This is a genomic window from Stenotrophomonas terrae, from assembly GCF_001431465.1.
GTDB classification, from domain to species: Bacteria; Pseudomonadota; Gammaproteobacteria; order Xanthomonadales; family Xanthomonadaceae; genus Stenotrophomonas; species Stenotrophomonas terrae.
On sequence record NZ_LDJJ01000035.1, the window covers coordinates 15,206 to 31,727 of the forward strand.

General features: G+C 64.4%; 17 protein-coding genes. 13 read left to right on the top strand and 4 right to left on the bottom strand.

All coding sequences use genetic code 11. The features are described 5' to 3' along the window. The first annotated feature begins 227 nt into the window (after positions 1-227). Positions 228-1,442, top strand: a complete 1,215-nt coding sequence (locus tag ABB27_RS10970) for an MFS transporter (protein WP_057628744.1) — start codon at positions 228-230, stop codon at positions 1,440-1,442. A 278-nt stretch (positions 1,443-1,720) separates the two neighbouring features. On the opposite strand, the gene ABB27_RS10975 is transcribed toward ABB27_RS10970, so the two are convergent. Then, positions 1,721-2,059, bottom strand: a complete 339-nt coding sequence (locus ABB27_RS10975) for a HesB/IscA family protein (protein ID WP_057628745.1) — start codon at positions 2,057-2,059, stop codon at positions 1,721-1,723. Positions 2,060-2,209: 150 nt separating this feature from the next. On the opposite strand from ABB27_RS10975, the gene asnS reads away from it, so the two are divergent. The 12 genes from asnS to ABB27_RS11035 all read left to right on the top strand — a co-directional run bounded on the left by asnS (position 2,210) and on the right by ABB27_RS11035 (position 12,373). Beyond that, positions 2,210-3,604 (top strand): asparagine--tRNA ligase, encoded by a 1,395-nt coding sequence (gene asnS, locus ABB27_RS10980; RefSeq protein WP_057628746.1) that lies wholly within the window; start codon positions 2,210-2,212, stop codon positions 3,602-3,604. Between the two features lie 38 nt (positions 3,605-3,642). After that, on the top strand, positions 3,643-3,948 hold the full coding sequence (locus ABB27_RS10985; RefSeq protein WP_057628761.1) for a hypothetical protein: 306 nt from the start codon (positions 3,643-3,645) through the stop codon (positions 3,946-3,948). Continuing rightward, the gene (locus ABB27_RS10990; protein WP_057628747.1) at positions 3,945-4,256 is read left to right on the top strand and encodes a hypothetical protein; all 312 of its coding nucleotides are present in this window, start codon (positions 3,945-3,947) and stop codon (positions 4,254-4,256) included. Before ABB27_RS10985 ends, ABB27_RS10990 begins: the two co-directional genes overlap by 4 nt. Positions 4,257-4,263: 7 nt before the next feature. Next, positions 4,264-4,908: an FMN-binding negative transcriptional regulator gene (locus ABB27_RS10995; RefSeq protein ID WP_057628748.1), complete on the top strand. Its 645-nt coding sequence runs from the start codon at positions 4,264-4,266 to the stop codon at positions 4,906-4,908. 81 nt (positions 4,909-4,989) lie between these two features. Beyond that, positions 4,990-5,652, top strand: a complete 663-nt coding sequence (gene can, locus ABB27_RS11000) for a carbonate dehydratase (protein ID WP_057628749.1) — start codon at positions 4,990-4,992, stop codon at positions 5,650-5,652. A gap of 238 nt (positions 5,653-5,890) precedes the next feature. Continuing rightward, positions 5,891-6,418 carry a 3-hydroxyanthranilate 3,4-dioxygenase gene (locus ABB27_RS11005; RefSeq protein ID WP_057628750.1) on the top strand — a complete coding sequence of 176 codons (528 nt, stop codon included), beginning with the start codon at positions 5,891-5,893 and terminating at the stop codon, positions 6,416-6,418. 50 nt (positions 6,419-6,468) lie between these two features. Further along, positions 6,469-7,743 (top strand): kynureninase, encoded by a 1,275-nt coding sequence (gene kynU / locus ABB27_RS11010; RefSeq protein ID WP_057628751.1) that lies wholly within the window; start codon positions 6,469-6,471, stop codon positions 7,741-7,743. 18 nt (positions 7,744-7,761) lie between these two features. Next, the gene (locus tag ABB27_RS11015) at positions 7,762-9,132 is read left to right on the top strand and encodes an FAD-dependent oxidoreductase (RefSeq protein WP_057628752.1); all 1,371 of its coding nucleotides are present in this window, start codon (positions 7,762-7,764) and stop codon (positions 9,130-9,132) included. Further along, entirely contained in the window at positions 9,132-10,571 is a 1,440-nt protein-coding gene (gene sbcB, locus ABB27_RS11020; RefSeq protein ID WP_057628753.1) for an exodeoxyribonuclease I, read from the top strand. The genes ABB27_RS11015 and sbcB overlap by 1 nt, the downstream gene beginning before the upstream one ends. Continuing rightward, a complete protein-coding gene (locus tag ABB27_RS11025) occupies positions 10,568-11,254 on the top strand; it encodes a DUF2461 domain-containing protein (protein WP_057628754.1) in 687 nt (228 codons plus the stop codon). The genes sbcB and ABB27_RS11025 overlap by 4 nt, the downstream gene beginning before the upstream one ends. 71 nt (positions 11,255-11,325) lie before the next feature. Continuing rightward, positions 11,326-11,799: an SRPBCC family protein gene (locus ABB27_RS11030; protein WP_057628755.1), complete on the top strand. Its 474-nt coding sequence runs from the start codon at positions 11,326-11,328 to the stop codon at positions 11,797-11,799. Between the two features lie 19 nt (positions 11,800-11,818). Beyond that, entirely contained in the window at positions 11,819-12,373 is a 555-nt protein-coding gene (locus ABB27_RS11035) for a DUF2939 domain-containing protein (protein ID WP_057628756.1), read from the top strand. Between the two features lie 15 nt (positions 12,374-12,388). Here ABB27_RS11035 and ABB27_RS11040 read toward each other — a convergent pair whose 3' ends face one another. The 3 genes from ABB27_RS11040 to ABB27_RS11050 all read right to left on the bottom strand — a co-directional run bounded on the left by ABB27_RS11040 (position 12,389) and on the right by ABB27_RS11050 (position 16,049). Then, positions 12,389-13,762 carry an NAD(P)-binding domain-containing protein gene (locus ABB27_RS11040; RefSeq protein ID WP_057628757.1) on the bottom strand — a complete coding sequence of 458 codons (1,374 nt, stop codon included), beginning with the start codon at positions 13,760-13,762 and terminating at the stop codon, positions 12,389-12,391. Between the two features lie 478 nt (positions 13,763-14,240). After that, the gene (locus ABB27_RS11045; RefSeq protein WP_057628758.1) at positions 14,241-15,185 is read right to left on the bottom strand and encodes a 5'-nucleotidase; all 945 of its coding nucleotides are present in this window, start codon (positions 15,183-15,185) and stop codon (positions 14,241-14,243) included. A gap of 99 nt (positions 15,186-15,284) precedes the next feature. Beyond that, complete coding sequence (locus tag ABB27_RS11050; protein ID WP_057628759.1) at positions 15,285-16,049, bottom strand: NAD kinase; 765 nt, start codon at positions 16,047-16,049, stop codon at positions 15,285-15,287. Positions 16,050-16,522: the final 473 nt, after the last annotated feature.

A 16,522-nucleotide genomic window follows, 5' to 3' on the forward strand; every position in this document is an offset into this window, starting at 1 on the left:
CCCTGACGGGCTGGACAGCCCCCCGCAGTGAACGCAGTGGGGCAAGGGCTCCTGCACGAAGAGCGCAGGAAGCCGGGCATTATCCACCGCAAAGGAGCCGGAAGCAAGCCAGAGCCCCGCTGCGTGCAACACAGCGTCCGCAACCAGGCCGGCGTGGACCCGGGGATTTGCTGCGGCGCAACAGTACACTATGTAACCGCTTCCACGCCCCGCCGCCCGGACCCGACGTGAATTCCACAGTCTCATTGGCAGCCCTGCTGTCGCCACGCCAACGCACCTTGATCCTGCTCGCACTCTCCCTGGGCGGCTTCGCCATCGGCACCAGCGAGTTCGCCAGCATGGGCCTGATGCTGGAAATAAGCCGCGGCCTGGCCATCACCGAAGCCCAGGTCGGCCACCTGATCAGCGCCTACGCCATCGGCGTGGTTGTCGGCGCCCCGCTGCTGGCCTTTGCCGGCTCCAGCCTGCAGCGGCGTACCCTGCTGCTTTGGCTGATGGGCTTCTACGCCATCGGCAACCTGGCCAGCGCACTGGCGCCCGATTACCACAGCATGTTGCTGGCCCGCTTCGTCGCCGGCTTGCCCCACGGCGCCTACTTCGGCGTGGCGATGCTGGTTGCCGCCTCGATCAGCCCGCCGGAACAACGCGGCGCTGCGGTCTCCAAGGTGCTGCTGGGGCTGTCGATCGCCATCCTGCTGGGCAACCCGCTGACTACCTGGCTGGGCCAGCAGTTCAACTGGCGCAGTGCCTTTGTACTGGTCAGCCTGTTGGCACTGGCAACGGTGACGATGGTGGCGCGGCAGCTGCCAGCTGACCCGAACGAGGTCCGCACCTCGCCAATGCGCGAACTGCGCGCCTTCAACACCTCGCAGGTATGGCTGGCACTGGCGATTGGCGCGATCGGTTTTGCCGGCATGTTCTGCGTGTTCACCTACCTGGCCCCCACCCTGGTCAACGTGACCGGCATCAATGAACGCTGGATGCCGGTGGCCGTTGGCCTGTTCGGCGTGGGCGCGATCATCGGCAACATCGCTGGTGGCAAACTGGTGGATAGGCTGCAGTTCCGCGCCGCAGGCGTGTTGCTGGCCTGGTCCATCGTGGTGCTGTTGCTGTTCCCGCTGGCCGCCCACTCGGCCTGGGCGATGGTGCCGGCGATCATTGCCGTAGGCACCATGGGCGCACTGGCGGTCGCCCTGCAGACCCGGCTGATGGACGCCGCCGGCGAGGCACAGACCCTGGCCGCCGCCTCCAACCACGCTGCCTTCAATACCGCCAATGCACTGGGCCCATGGCTGGGCGGCATGGCCATCGGCGCCGGCTTTGGCCACGCCTCCACCGGTTATGTGGGCGCGGCAACCGCGGCGGTTGGACTATTGCTGTGGGGAATTGCGGTGATGTTGCAGCGCCGCCAGGACGCATCAGAACCACTGATCGCCGACTAAAAGGTAGTGCCGAGCCATGCTCGGCAGAGGCTTTCCCAGCCAAACCAGCCCGTAGTGCCGAGCCATGCTCGGCAGAGGCTTTCCCAGCCAAACCAGCCTGTAGTGCCGAGCCATGCTCGGCAGGAGCCTTATGCACATTCCCGGGCGTCGCCGGGAATGCCCCAGCCGAGCATGGCTCGGCTCTACAGGGGGGTACGCCCCTCGATCCCGGCTTTTCTGATCCCGACGCACGGCATGCTTCGCGGCTTACGCCGCTCCTACAGGCCTGCCGGCTTGCCTCAGCGGTGCATATCGTCGGTGGTGAAGCTCTCGCCACAGCCGCATTCGGCCGCCGCGTTGGGGTTCTTGAAGGTAAACGTCTCGCTCAGACCCTGCTTGCCGTAGTCGATCTCGGTGCCATCCACCAGCGGCAGGCTCTGGGCGTCCACGTAGATGCGTACGCCGTCCTGCTCGAACACGGTATCGCCCTCACGCTGATCCTTGGCCAGGTCGGTGATGTGGCCCCAGCCCGAGCAGCCGGTACGGGTCACACCAAAACGCAGGCCCAGCGCGCCCGGGGTGCTGCTGACAAAGCGCTGCACGCGGGAATGGGCGATGGGGGTCAGATGAACAGCCATGGTGGGGCGACTCCAGCAGAATTACGGTCCAATTATAGATGCGGGCGGCGCGCCGGACTGCAAGCGCTGATAAATGCCTCGCCTGCCCGGGGCTTGAACCGCTAAAATCTCGCATTCACAGATCGAGTCGATCAACAGAGGATTCAAGTCATGACGGTGGTCAGCGTTGCACACGCCCTTGCCGGGAAGTTCCCGGAAGGCGGAGAAGTCACAGTCCGCGGGTGGGTCCGCACAGTGCGCGGCTCGGCTGGACTGGCCTTCGTCAATGTCAGCGATGGCTCGTGCTTTGCCCCGATCCAGGTCGTGGCCACCGACAAGCTGTCCAATTTCGACGAGGTCAAGAACCTGACCCCGAGCTGCTCGGTGATTGCCACCGGCACCCTGGTCAAGTCGCAGGGCAAGGGCCAGAGCTTCGAAATCCAGGCCGAGAAGCTCGAGGTGGTCGGTTGGGTGGAAGACCCGCTGACCTACCCGATCCAGCCCAAGCCGATGTCGCCGGAGTTCCTCCGCGAAGTGGCGCACCTGCGCCCGCGCACCAACCTGTTCGGCGCGGTTACCCGTATCCGCGATTGCCTGTCCAAGGCCGTGCACCGTTATTTCCACGAAAACGGCTTCTACTGGATCAGCACCCCGATCGTCACCACCTCCGATGCCGAAGGCGCCGGCCAGATGTTCCGCGTCTCGACGCTGGACATGGCCAACCTGCCGCGCACCGGCAATGGCGAGATCGATTTCAGCCGCGACTTCTTCGGCAAGGAAACCTTCCTGACCGTGTCCGGCCAGCTCAATGTCGAGGCCTACTGCCTGGCACTGAGCAAGGTCTACACCTTCGGCCCGACCTTCCGCGCCGAGAACAGCCACACCACCCGCCATCTGGCCGAGTTCTGGATGGTGGAGCCGGAAATCGCCTTCGCCGACCTGGACGAAGACGCACGCGTGGCCGAGGAATTCCTGAAGTACCTGTTCCGCGCCGTGCTCGATGAGCGCGCCGACGACATGGCCTTCATCGCCGAGCGTGTGCAGAAGGACGCCATCACCCGCCTGGAATCCTTCGTCAACGCCCCGTTCGAGCGCATCGAATACAGCGATGCGATCACCCTGCTGCAGAAGTCCGGCAAGAAGTTCGACTACCCGGTCGAATGGGGCCTGGACCTGCAGACCGAGCACGAGCGCTGGCTGACCGAGGAACACGTCGGCCGCCCGGTGGTGGTGACCAACTACCCCGAGCACATCAAGGCCTTCTACATGCGCCTGAACGACGACGGCAAGACCGTCGCGGCGATGGACGTGCTGGCCCCGGGCATCGGCGAGATCATCGGCGGCAGCCAGCGCGAAGAGCGCCTGGATGTGCTGGACGCGCGCATGGCCCAGTTCGGTCTGGATCGTGAGCACTACCAGTGGTACCGCGACTTCCGTCGTTATGGCTCGGTGCCGCACGCCGGTTTCGGCTTGGGCTTCGAGCGCTTGGTGGTCTACGTCTGCGGCCTGTCCAACATCCGCGACGCCATTCCGTACCCACGCGCACCGGGTTCGGCGGAATTCTGATCCAGGTGATTTGATCCAGCTACAGGGAGGCAGTGCAGTTGACCTTGTTCTTCGCTCTTTGCTTCGTAGGCGTGGCCATTGCCGGCCTCAGTGCCTTCCTGATTTTCTGGCCGTTGACGCTGGTGCATATCCGCGACCGGCATCCGGCGCTGGCGGCCGAGTTCGGCGCCGGCGCCTTTCTCAAGCCGGAAAGCCTGCGCTGGTTGCTGGGGCGCGGCTTCAACGGCATCGCCGACCGCTCGCTGTCGGGCCTGGCCACGCCTGCACGCATCGCCTTGCTGGTGACGTTTGGCGGGCTGGGCATGGCACTGCTGTTGTGGCTTTTTTCGCAGGTAATGAAATGACTGATTTCGACAACATCCCCGACCAGTGGTGGCTGGCACAGCTGGGCGGCACCTTGATCTGGGCACGCCTGCGGGTCCGCCCAGGCGGCACCGCTGAAGTACTGGACAGCGATGGCAACACGCTGAGCTATGACAGCGAAGACACCGCCCGCGCGCAGCTGTTCGACGCCGAGTTTGTCGCCTTCGACGGTCTGGACGAAGAAGACGCCTTGCATCGCGGCTTCTCGCTGCACGAGGTGACGCCGCCGCAGGGCGACGATGATGCGCTGCGTGGGCGCATGGTGCAGTTGCTCGGCACAAGGGTTTAACAGCCCCGTGTTCGCCCAGCGCGTCTTCGTCGAGAACGACCTGCTCTGGCTGGATCGCCTGCTGGCACGCGATCCCTTCGTGACCCTGTTGACCACCGGTAGCGATGGCCTGCCCGAACTGACCCGGCTGCCGGTGCTGTACCGGCGCCAGGGCGAGCAGATCGAACTGATCGGCCATTGGGCCCGGGCCAATCCGCAGTCGCGCCATCGTGGCCGCGCCAAAGTACTGATTGACGGGCCACAGGGCTACGTGTCGGCGAGCTGGTATCCGGACAAGGAAAGCGCCGCGCGCGTTCCCACCTGGAACTACGCCGCTGCCGAGCTGGCAGGCGAACTGCAGGCCTTCGATGATGCGCCGGCATTGGCGCAGCTGCTGTCCGATACCAGCGCCCATTTTGAAGCCAGCGTCGGCCAGGACTGGGTTTTTGACGCGAGCCTGGACGATCACGGCCCCTCACTGCGCGCCATCGTAGGCTTCCGCCTGCAGGTGCAGCAGATCCAGATCAAACTGAAACTGAGCCAGAACCACCCCGCGGCAAACCAGCTGGCGGTGATCGGGGCCTTGCAGGCTCTGGACACGCCCGATGCCCGTGAACTGGCGCAGTGGATGCAGCTTTATCGCAGTGAGCACGGCGGCCAGCACGATGACTGAGCCGTGCCCCGTTTCCCGCGACGCTGCCATGCACACGCATGCCAGCGCCCTCCCCCTCCAGATCGCAAGGGAAGCTTCACCATGAAAGACATCCACAACCTGCTGCAGAAGAACCGCGAATGGGCGGACCGGATCGAGAAGGAAGATCCCGAGTTCTTCCACCAGCTGGCCAAGCAGCAGAACCCGGAGTACCTGTGGATCGGCTGTTCCGATTCCCGCGTACCCGCCAACCAGATCATCGGCATGGCACCGGGCGAAATCTTCGTACACCGCAACGTTGCCAACGTGGTGGTGCACACCGACCTGAACTGCCTGAGCGTCATCCAGTACGCGGTGGACCAGCTCAAGATCAAGCACATCCTGATCGTCGGCCACTACGGCTGCGGCGGCGTGCATGCAGCCCTGAACCACGTCCGCGTCGGCCTGGCCGACAACTGGCTGCGCCACGTCGGTGATGTTGCGCAGAAACACGATGACATCCTGTCGCAGATCGACGACCCGGACCTGCGCCACGCGCGCCTGTGCGAATTGAACGTGATCGAGCAGGTGGTCAACGCCTGCCGCTCGACCATCGTCCAGGACGCCTGGGCCCGCGGCCAGAAGCTGATGGTGCACGGCTGGGTCTACAGCCTGCGCGACGGCCGTGTCAGCGAGATGGGCATTGATGTGGGCGCACCAGAAGAGCTGCAGCCTGCGTATGAAAAGGCATTGTCATTCGTGCCGCGGAAGGGCAAAAGGCACTGAGCTTGAAAGCCCCTCTCCCTGCGGGAGAGGGGTTGGGGTGAGGGTCGGTCCGCGCTTGAGGCGAAACCAACCCTCATCCGCCCTCCGGGCACCTTCTCCCGGCGGGAGAAGGAAGTTCAAAATCACCGCCCTCCGGGCACCTTCTCCCGGAGGGAGAAGGAAGTTCAAAACCACCGCCCTTCGGGCACCTTCTCCCCAGCGGAGAAGGAAGCATCTACCGCCAACAAACAGGCCCCACATGCTCCCTCTACCCCTGAACCTGCTCGGCTGGATCGAGGAACACCGCCATCTCCTGAAGCCGCCAGTCGGCAACAAGATGATCGAGAACGGTGACTTCATCGTGATGGTGGTTGCCGGCCCCAATAGCCGCAACGACTATCACTGGGACGAAGGCCCGGAATGGTTCTACCAGCTCGAAGGCGAAATGGTGCTGCGCGTGCAGGAAGATGGGGCCGTGCGCGACATTCCAATCCGGGCCGGCGAGATCTTCCTGCTGCCGCCGCGCGTGGCGCATTCGCCGCAACGCATGCCCGGCTCGATCGGCCTGGTCGTCGAGCGCAAGCGCCTGGACCATGAGCTCGATGGCTTCATGTGGTTCTGCCAGCAGTGCAACCACAAGATCTACGAAGAGTTCTTCCACCTGAAGAACATCGAAACCGATCTGTCCAAGGTGTTCGACCGTTTCCATACCTCGCTGGCACACCGTACCTGCCAACATTGCGGCGCTGTACACCCGCTGCCCAAACCGGCCACGCCCGAGGTCTGAGCGACCGGGCGCGGTTACACTGCAGGCACATCCTCGACGTGTCCGCACCGATGAACGAAACGCTGTCACCTGCCCATGCCACCGCGCTTGATGCCGCCGATCCGCTGCGCCACCTGCGCAGCCAGTTCCTGATCCCCCAGCATCAAGGTGGCGACCAGACTTACTTCGTTGGCAACTCGCTGGGCCTGCAGCCACGTGGCGCGCAGGCCATGGTGCAGGAAGTGATGGATCAATGGGCGCGAATCGCGGTGGAAGGCCATTTCACCGGGCCAACGCAGTGGTTGAGCTATCACCGTCTGGTGCGCGATTCGCTGGCCGGCGTGGTCGGCGCGCTGCCGCACGAAGTGGTGGCCATGAACACGCTGAGCGTGAACCTGCACCTGATGATGGTCAGCTTCTATCGCCCGACCAGCGAGCGCCCGGCGATCCTGATGGAAGCCGGCGCCTTCCCCACCGATCGCCATGCGGTGGAAGCGCAGATCCGCTTCCATGGGTTCAACCCGGCCACCGACCTGATCGAAGTGCAGCCGGACGAAGCCAACGGCACCATTTCGATGCAGGCCATCGAGCGCGCCATCAGCGAACACGGCAAGCGCGTGGCGCTGGTGCTGTGGCCGGGCGTGCAGTACCGCAGCGGCCAGGTGTTCGACCTGGACGCCATCACCCGCCTGGCTCGGGCACAGGGCGCCAACGTCGGTTTCGATCTCGCCCACTCGGTTGGCAATGTGCCGCTGGCTTTGCATGACATCGCCCCGGATTTCGCGGTGTGGTGCCATTACAAATATCTCAATGCCGGCCCCGGTGCGGTTGCCGGTGCCTTCGTGCACGAGCGCCATGCCAACGACACCTCCTTGCCGCGCTTCGCTGGCTGGTGGGGCCATGAGCAGGCCACCCGTTTCCAGATGGCCCCGGAGTTCGTGCCGGAACTGGGTGCCGAAGGCTGGCAGCTGAGCAACCCGCCGGTACTTGGGCTCGCCCCGCTGCGCGCATCACTGGCCTTGTACGACGAGGCCGGCATGGCCGCACTGCGCACCAAATCCCTGAAGATCACCGGCTATCTGGAAACCATGGTGCGTGCGCGCCTGGATCATGTGCTGCAGATCATCACCCCGTCCGAAGCCGATCGCCGTGGCTGCCAGCTGTCGCTGCGCGTGGCCGGTGGTCGCGCGCAGGGCCGCTCGCTGTTCGAGTACCTGCAATCGGTCGGCGTGCTCGGCGACTGGCGCGAACCCGACGTGATCCGCATTTCGCCCACGCCGATGTACAACCGCTACAGCGATGTCTACCGCTTCGTCGATGAAGTGGAAACCTGGGCTGGCGTCTGACCAACGGAATCCTGTGACTTGAACACCCCCACCCCACGCAGCCTCACCCTGATCGGCGCCGGCCTGGCCGGCTCCCTGCTCGCCATCCTGCTGTCACGGCAGGGCTGGAAGATCACCGTCTATGAGCGCCGCGGCGATCCGCGTATCGCCGATTACGAGTCCGGCCGCTCGATCAACCTGGCTCTGGCCGAGCGCGGCCGCAATGCCCTGCGCCAGGCTGGTGTCGAAGACGAGGTAATGGCCAAGGCGGTCATGATGCGCGGACGCATGGTGCATCCACGCGACGGTGCGCCCGATCTGCAGCGCTATGGCCGCGATGACAGCGAAGTGATCTGGTCGGTGCACCGCAAGGTTCTCAACACCACCCTGCTGCAATTGGCCGAACAGGCCGGTGCGCAGATCCATTTTCACCGCCGCCTGCACACCGTGGACTTCGATGCCGGCTACGCCCGTTTCATCGACGACCGCGATGACCAGCCACACGATATCCATTTCAACACGCCGCTGATCGGCGCCGACGGTGCCGGCTCGGCGCTGCGCGCAGCAATGAACCGCAAGCGGCCGCTCGGTGAGCGCACGGAGTTCCTCGACCATTCCTACAAGGAACTCGAGATTCCGCCGGCTGCCGACGGCAGCTTCCAGATCGAAGCCAATGCGCTGCACATCTGGCCGCGCGGCAACTACATGTGCATCGCCCTGCCCAATGACGAGGGCACGTTCACCGTGACCTTATTCCTGCCCAATGAAGGTGAACCCAGCTTCGCCACGGTGCGCAACGGTGCCGAAGCCCAGGCCTTGTTCCAGCGCGACTTCGCCGATGCCCTGCCGCTGATTCCCGATCTGCGCGCCGATTGGGACCAGCACCCGCCCGGTCTGCTGGGCACGCTGTACCTGGACCGCTGGCACCAATGCGGCAAGGCCGTGCTGATCGGCGACGCCGCGCACGCGATGGTGCCCTTCCACGGCCAGGGCATGAACTGCGCGTTCGAAGACTGCGTGGTACTGGCCCGCTGCCTGGCCGACAACGCCACCACCGAACAGGCCTTCGCCGCGTTTGAAGCCGAACGCAAGCCCAATGCCGCCGCCATCCAGCAGATGGCCTTGGACAACTACCTGGAGATGCGCGACCGCGTCGCCGACCCGGCCTATCTGTTGCAGCGCGAGCTGGAACAGGAACTGCAGGCGCGCTGGCCGACCCGCTTCGTGCCGCATTACACGATGGTGACCTTCCTGCACACGCCCTATGCAGTGGCGCTGCAACGCACGCGCCTGCAGCAGACCATCCTGGCCAATGCCACCACCGGCCTCGATTCGCTGGCCGGCATCGATTGGGCAGCGTTGGAACAGATCGTCCATGCACAGCTGCCGGTACTGGAAGGAGCCCACTGATGGCCGAGAGTTTTCTGTTCTACGACCTGGAAACCTTTGGCCAGGATCCACGCCGCACCCGCATCGCCCAGTTCGCGGCCGTGCGTACCGACGCCGAGTTGAAGATCATCGAGGAGCCGGCCAGTTTCTACGTCAAACCCGCTGACGATCTGCTGCCCTCGCCCATCGCAACGCTGATCACCGGCATCACCCCGCAGCACGCCTTGGCCGAAGGCGTCAGTGAGGCCGAGGCCTTTGCCCGCATCAACGAGATGATGAGCAAGCCCAAAACCTGCACGCTGGGCTACAACACGCTGCGCTTCGATGACGAGTTCGTGCGCTACGGGCTGTTCCGCAACTTCCACGATCCCTATGAACGCGAGTGGCGCAGCGGCAACTCGCGCTGGGACCTACTCGACATGCTGCGCCTGGTGCACGCCCTGCGCCCGGACGGCATCAACTGGCCCAAGCGCGAAGATGGCGCTACCTCGTTCAAGCTCGAACACCTGGCGCTGGCCAACGACGTGCGCGAAGGTGATGCCCACGAAGCGCTGTCCGACGTCTACGCTACCATCGGCATGGCAAGGCGCTTCCGTCAGGCGCAACCGCGCATGTGGGAATACGCGCTGCGCCTGCGCGACAAGCGCTACGTCAGCAGCCTGCTCGACGTGGTGGCAATGGCGCCGGTGCTGCACATCTCCATGCGTTATCCGGCCAGCCGCCTGTGCGCCGCACCGGTACTGCCACTGGCACGCCACCCGCACATCAACAACCGGGTCATCGTGTTCGACCTGGAAGGCGACATCGAGCCCTTGCTGGAGCTTTCGGTCGAAGAGATCACCGCGCGCCTGTACACCCGCGCCGCCGATCTGCCTGAAGGCCAGCAGCGGATTCCGTTGAAAGAGGTGCACCTCAACAAGGTACCGGCGCTGGTTGCATGGAATCACCTGCGCGATGCCGATTTCGAGCGCCTGCAGATCGACCCTGCGGCAATTGAAGCCAAGGCTGAAAAGCTGCGCGAGCTCGGCCCGCAGCTGGCCGAGAAGGCCCGCCAGGTATTCGCCCGCGAACGCGTCAACGACGGCCCCATCGATGCCGATGCCTCGCTCTACGACGGTTTCCTCGCCGAGGGCGACAAGGGCCTGCTCAGCAAGGTGCGCACTGCGCCGCCGGAGGCACTGGCCGAACTGGAACAGCGCTTCCGCGACCCACGCCTACCCGAACTGCTGTTCCGCTACCGCGCCCGCAACCACCCGCAGACGCTGGACGCGACCGCGCGCTCACGCTGGGATGCGTATCGTCAGCAGCGTTTCAGCACACCTGGCCTGGCCGAACAGACCTTGCCGGAATATGTCGCGCAGATCGCCGCGCTGCGCGAGGAACACAAGGACAACCCGGCATCCCTGGCCCTGCTCGATGCACTGGAGCAGTGGCGCCATACCCTGCAGGACACGCCATGACCCAGTATTTCAGCGACGCCAGCTTCAAGTTCCTGCGCGGGCTGGCCCGCCACAACGACAAGACCTGGTTTGCCGAGCACAAGCAGCAGTATGAAGACCACGTACGGCAGCCATTCCTGCGCCTGATCACCGACCTGCAGCCGGACCTGAGCCAGGTCAGCACGCATTTCCAGGCCGATCCGCGCACCGTCGGCGGCTCGCTGTTCCGCATCTACCGCGACTCGCGCTTTTCACACGACAAAGCCCCGTACAAGACCTGGCAAGGCGCACGGCTGTTCCACGAGCGCCGCAAGCAGGTGCCGGCACCGTCGTATTACATCCATCTGGCGCCGGGCGAAAGCTTTGTCGGCGCCGGCATCTGGCACCCGGAACCGGACGTGCAGCGCCGCCTGCGCCAGTTCATCCTCGACAACCCGGGCAGCTGGAAGGCCGCCGCGCATGCGCCCGCCACGCGCAAGCGCTACGAGTTCGAGAGCAGCGAGAAGCTGGTGCGGCCGCCGCGCGGCTTCCCCGCCGATTTCGAGTTCATCGACGACCTCAAGCACCGCAACTGGGTGCTGTGGCGCTCGCTCGATGACGAGGTGATGACCGGCCCGCGCCTGCGCCAGACCCTGGCCAAGGACCTGGCCGCGCTCGGCCCGTTCGTCGACTACCTGTGCGCTGCGCTGGATCTGGAGTTCTGATTAGCGTTGGCTTCACGCAAACCAACCCGGTTTGCGGCACGCTTGGCGGCAACCTCCGACAGGAAGCCGCCATGACCAGCATCCACCTGCAAGTCTGGATCGACGCCCCGCTGGCCACCGTGTACGCCGGCCTGGCCAATGCCGAAGGGCTGGGGCAATGGTGGATTCCACACCAGCAGTCGGTCATCGATGGCGACACGGTATTGAGCCACAACCCCGGCTCCGGCCATGGCGTGGTGGCCATGAAGATTCTCCAGAACAGCCCCAGCGGTTGCGTGCGCTGGGAAGTGATAAGCCGGCACCCGCCGCAGAGCCCGGCCTCGGCCTGGACCGGCAGCGAGATCCGCTTCGACCTGTCACGCCGCGCAAGCCCCGGCAGCTGGCGTGGCCTGCCACATGAAGGCGAGCCGATGACCGTGCTGGAGTTTCATCATCTGGGCTGGGATGGCGACAGTGAGTACCTGGGTTTCTGCAGCCAGGCCTGGGCCGAAACCCTGGTCATGCTGCGCCGCTGGGCCGAAGCACGCAGCTCCGCGCACCCCTGACATCAAGGACCGCAACGCAATGAAAAAATGGATACTCGCCGCCGTGATCACCGTCGCGGTGTTACTCACCGCCTACGTGGTCGGCGGCCCGTACCTGGCCATCCGTGGCATCAGCCAGGCCATCGAGCAGCGCGACACCGGCAAGCTGGCGCGCCATGTCGACTTCGCCGCGGTACGCGTCAACATCAAGGCCCAGCTCAACGACTACGTCGTGCGCAAGGCCGGCGCGGACGTGCAGTCCAGTCTGTTCGGCCAGGTAGCGCTGGGCGTGGCCGGCAACCTGGCCGGTGCCGGCGTCGACACCTTCGTCACCCCGCTGGGCATCGCCGCCATCCTGCAGGGCGACAGCCTGTGGAAGCGCGCCATCGGCGACACCGTCGGTGGCGATACCTGGGCGCCACCCTCGCCGGCCAAGCCGTTGGCAAATACCAGCGGCCACTACGAATCGCTGTCGCGCTTCACCGCTACCACTCATCTGGAAGACGGCCGCCAGGTGGTGTTCGTGCTCAGCCGCCAAGGGCTGCGCTGGAGGCTGACCAACATCCTGCTGCCGTTGGGACAGGCGCCGGGCTGACCGGCGCCTGCCGGGTCAGGCAATCAGCCGCTCCTGCGGTTCAAGTTCGCTATCGGCCAGGAAGGCTTCCAGCGAGTCATCCATCGCCTGCATCCACGGCGTGTGATGCAGTGGCGCCAGGGTACCGGTCAACACCGAGCGGTAGCTGTAGTTGCGATAGCCGAGGATGTCGTCCTTCTTGTCATGCTTCCACTGCTTGAACAGCGTGGCCACGGCCTCGACGTTGAAGTCCGGGTAATCCGTGGCGTCGAGCAGGTCGCGCACGTATTCGGTCTGGAAGTCGATGTCCTGTTCGGCCGAGGTCGTTGCCTCCTCGCGTGCCAGCCAGGCAGTGCTGTCAACCCGCATCGCATCGGCTGAAGGCAGGGCGATCTTGCCAAGAATCACATCACGCGCGTACCAGGCCTGCGCATCGAACATGTTGAAGGTGTAGTACTGGTCCTGCATGCCCAGGTAGATCAGCTTCGGGTTGTCGATCCAGAACACGCCCTTGTACAGATCACCCGGATACAGACGGTTGCGGGTACGCAGCGTCAGTGCATCCGGCAGGAACGGGAAGTGATGCTGGTAGCCGGTGCACAGCACGATTGCATCCACCTGCTTTGAACTGCCGTCGATGAAGTGTGCAGTGGTGCCTTCCACACGCTGCAGCAGGGGCTTTTCCTCGAATGCTGCGGGCCAGTCATAGCCAGTAGGTGCGCTGCGGTAGCTGAAAGTTACCGACCTGGCGCCGTACTTGTAGCACTGCGTGCCGATATCCTCGGCCGAATAGCTGGCACCGACCAGCAACAGATCCTTGTCGGCGAATTCGCAGGCATCGCGGAAATCATGCGCGTGCAGCACACGCCCCGGGAAACGATCCACGCCCTCGAAGAACGGCGCGTTCGGGGTGGAGAAATGACCGGTGGCAACAATGACCCGATCGAACTCCTCGGTCAGCAGCTCGTCCTTCTTCAGATCACGTACGGTGACGGTGAAACGCTCGGTCTCTTCCGAATAGTCGACCCACTGCACCGCCATGTTGAAGCGGATCTGGTCGCGTACGCCGCTCTTTTCGATGCGGCCCATGATGTAGTCGCGCAGCACGGCGCGTGGCGGATAGGAGGCGATCGGGCGGCCAAAATGCTCTTCAAAACTGTAGTCGGCAAACTCCAGTGCTTCCTTCGGTCCATTCGACCAGAGGTAGCGGTACATGCTGCCATGTACAGGTTCACCGTAAGCATCCAGCCCGGTACGCCATGTGTAGTTCCACATCCCGCCGAGATCGGACTGCTTTTCGAAGCAGACGATCTCCGGTACTTCAGCCCCCCCTCGACGGGCGGATTCAAAGGCACGAAGTTGCGCCAGGCCACTGGGGCCGGCTCCAAGAATGGCGATACGCATGGTCATTCGGGTTGTTTCTCCTGTGTAGCTGCCAACGCGCGGACGCGACGGCACTGCGCAAGGGCGCGTGATGCACCGTGCAGGAGAGACAATGCGTCCAGTCCCGCGCGGCGCGCGAAACACCCGGCCGCCACGCAGGGCAGCGTTGAAGGGAATGGCAGGTACGTGACGCTACCGGTCGGGGACAGGCCCCGCCCCTGGATCACCGGGTGGGTGCAGTGCGGGAGGGATCTGCTGCATTCGTGCAGATCAGGGCGCGGCAGGATTGCCGCTGGTTCAGGTAAGAACCCGCGAAAGCGTCTTCATCCTAACATGCGTTGGATGTACGACTGCAAGCCGACACCGGGACGGCATTGTGGGAGCGGCGTAAGCCGCGAAGCTGACCAGGCAACAAACACTGCGCTGGCTGCGATTGCACCAATGCTTGCCAGCGGCGGTTAGATCCGTTGCTTCGCGGCTTACGCCGCTCCCACAAACATCCAGCTCAATCCGGATTCGCCACGCCATGCGGCACATGCCCTGCCGCTACATGCTGGCGGGCGCTGTCGATGTTGTGCTGTGAATCGTCGAAGAAAATATCGGCGCCGAATGCTTCCAGGAACGGCCCCTTGTGGCGCCCGCCCAGGAACAAGGCTTCGTCCAGACGCACACCCCATTCACGCAGCGTGCGGATCACCCGCTCATGCGCCGGTGCGGAACGGGCCGTCACCAGTGCCGTGCGGATTGGCGCGGCTTCGCCGGCCGGGAACGCAGCCTGCAAGGCGTGCAGTGCCGACAGGAAGTTGCGGAACGGGCCACCGCTGAGTGGTTCATGTGCACGCTCGCGTTCATGCCGGCCAAAGGCTTCGACGCCCTGCTCGCGCGAGATACGTTCGCTTTCGTCGCCGAAGATCACCGCATCACCGTCGAAGGCGATGCGCAACTGGGTCTTGGAACGGCCGGTGTCGGTGGCGGCCGCCGATGCAGCGGCAACTTCCTGCGCACTCTGAGGCAGGATGGTGGCCGCGGCGATGCCGTTGACCAGGGCGCGCCGCACCGAATCCGGGTTGGCCGACAGGAACAGGTCCGTGCCAAACGGCTTGACGTAAGGCCAGGTTGGCTCACCCGCAGTGAAGGTGGCACGCACGATATCCAGCTTGTAGTGCTGGATGGAATTGAAAATACGCAGGCCGGTATCGGCCGAGTTGCGCGACAGCAGGATCACCTCCACGCGCGGGGTTTCCACCGGCGCCCCGTCATTGAGCGCCAGCAGCTTGCGTACTACCGGAAAGGCAACGCCGGGCTTGAGCACATCGTCTTCGTGCTCCCGCTGGTAGGCGGCATAGGCTTCAAGGCCTTCACGCTCGAACAGCGCGTGGCCCTCTTCAAGATCGAACAATGCGCGCGAAGTAACCGCGACGGTGAGAAGTCGGGGAGTGTTGTCACCCATGGACGATGAACCCAATGCGATCAAGGAACGGGACCCAGTCTACCTGCAAGCGCTGCCACTGCACCCAAACGGCGCATTGCCGATCACACTGCCCTGCCCTCACACCATGAACTGCTCGCTGAGAATGCGTTCTTCCAGGTTGTGTTCGGGGTCGAACAGCAGGGTCACCTGGCGCTCGCGCGACTCGCGAATGGTCACTTCGACCACGTCGCGGGTTTCGTGTGAATCGGCGGTGACACTGACCGGGCGCTTATAGGGATCGAGCACGCGGAAGCGCACTTCGGTCTCGGCCTTGAGGATGGCACCCCGCCAGCGGCGCGGGCGGTAGGGCGCCAGCGGCGTCAGGGCGATGGTATTGGAGCCCAGCGGCAGGATCGGGCCGTGCGCCGAGTAGTTGTACGCCGTGCTGCCGGCGGGAGTGGACACCAGCACGCCGTCGCAGATCAGCTCTTCCACACGCTGCTGGCCATTAAGATCGATGCCGATATGCGCGGCCTGGCGGGTCTGCCGCAGCATCGACACATCGTTGTAGGCCAGCGAGCCGGTGGTAGTACCCGACTCGGTCAACGCGATCATTTCCAGCGGGCGCAGGTGCGCCGGTTCGGCCAGAGCCAGGCGTTGGATCAGGTCGTCTTCGCGATGATGGTTCATCAGGAAGCCGACGGTGCCCAGTTTCATGCCGAATACCGGCTTGCCCTTGCTGCCATGGCGATGCAGGGTCTGCAACATGAAGCCATCGCCGCCCAGGGGGCAGATCACGTCCGCCTCTTCCGGATCATGGTCGCCGTAACGGGCAGCCAAGGCGACACGGGCCTGCTGGGCGGACTCCACTGCACTGGCGAGGAATGCGATTCGGGGGGACACAGGCGCGTCTTCGGTTCGGCTTGGAGGGCGAGGATAACCTGCTGGTGGTAAAGCGACAGCCCCCCTCTCCCCAACCGGGGAGAGGAGCCTGTAGTGCCGAGCCATGCTCGGCAGAGGCTTTACCGGTAATGCTCTAAAAGCTGCCCTCACCCCAACCCCTCTCCCGCAGGCGGGAGAGGGGCCTGTAGTGCCGAGCCATGCTCGGCAGAGGCTTTCCCGGTAATGCCCAAAAGCTTCCCCTCACCCCAACCCCTCTCCCGCGAGCGGGAGGGGGGCCTGTAGTGCCGAGCCATGCTCGGCAGAGGCTTTCCCGGTAATGCCCAAAAGCTTCCCCTCACCCCAAAAAAGAACGGGCCCCAAAGGGCCCGTTCTCCAAAACAAAAACCCAACGCTTTAAGCGCCGTGCGCAGCCAGCTGGCCCAAGCGCTGCACCGCAACCGAAACGGTCGGGTAATCCAGCGTCTTCTGCTCGG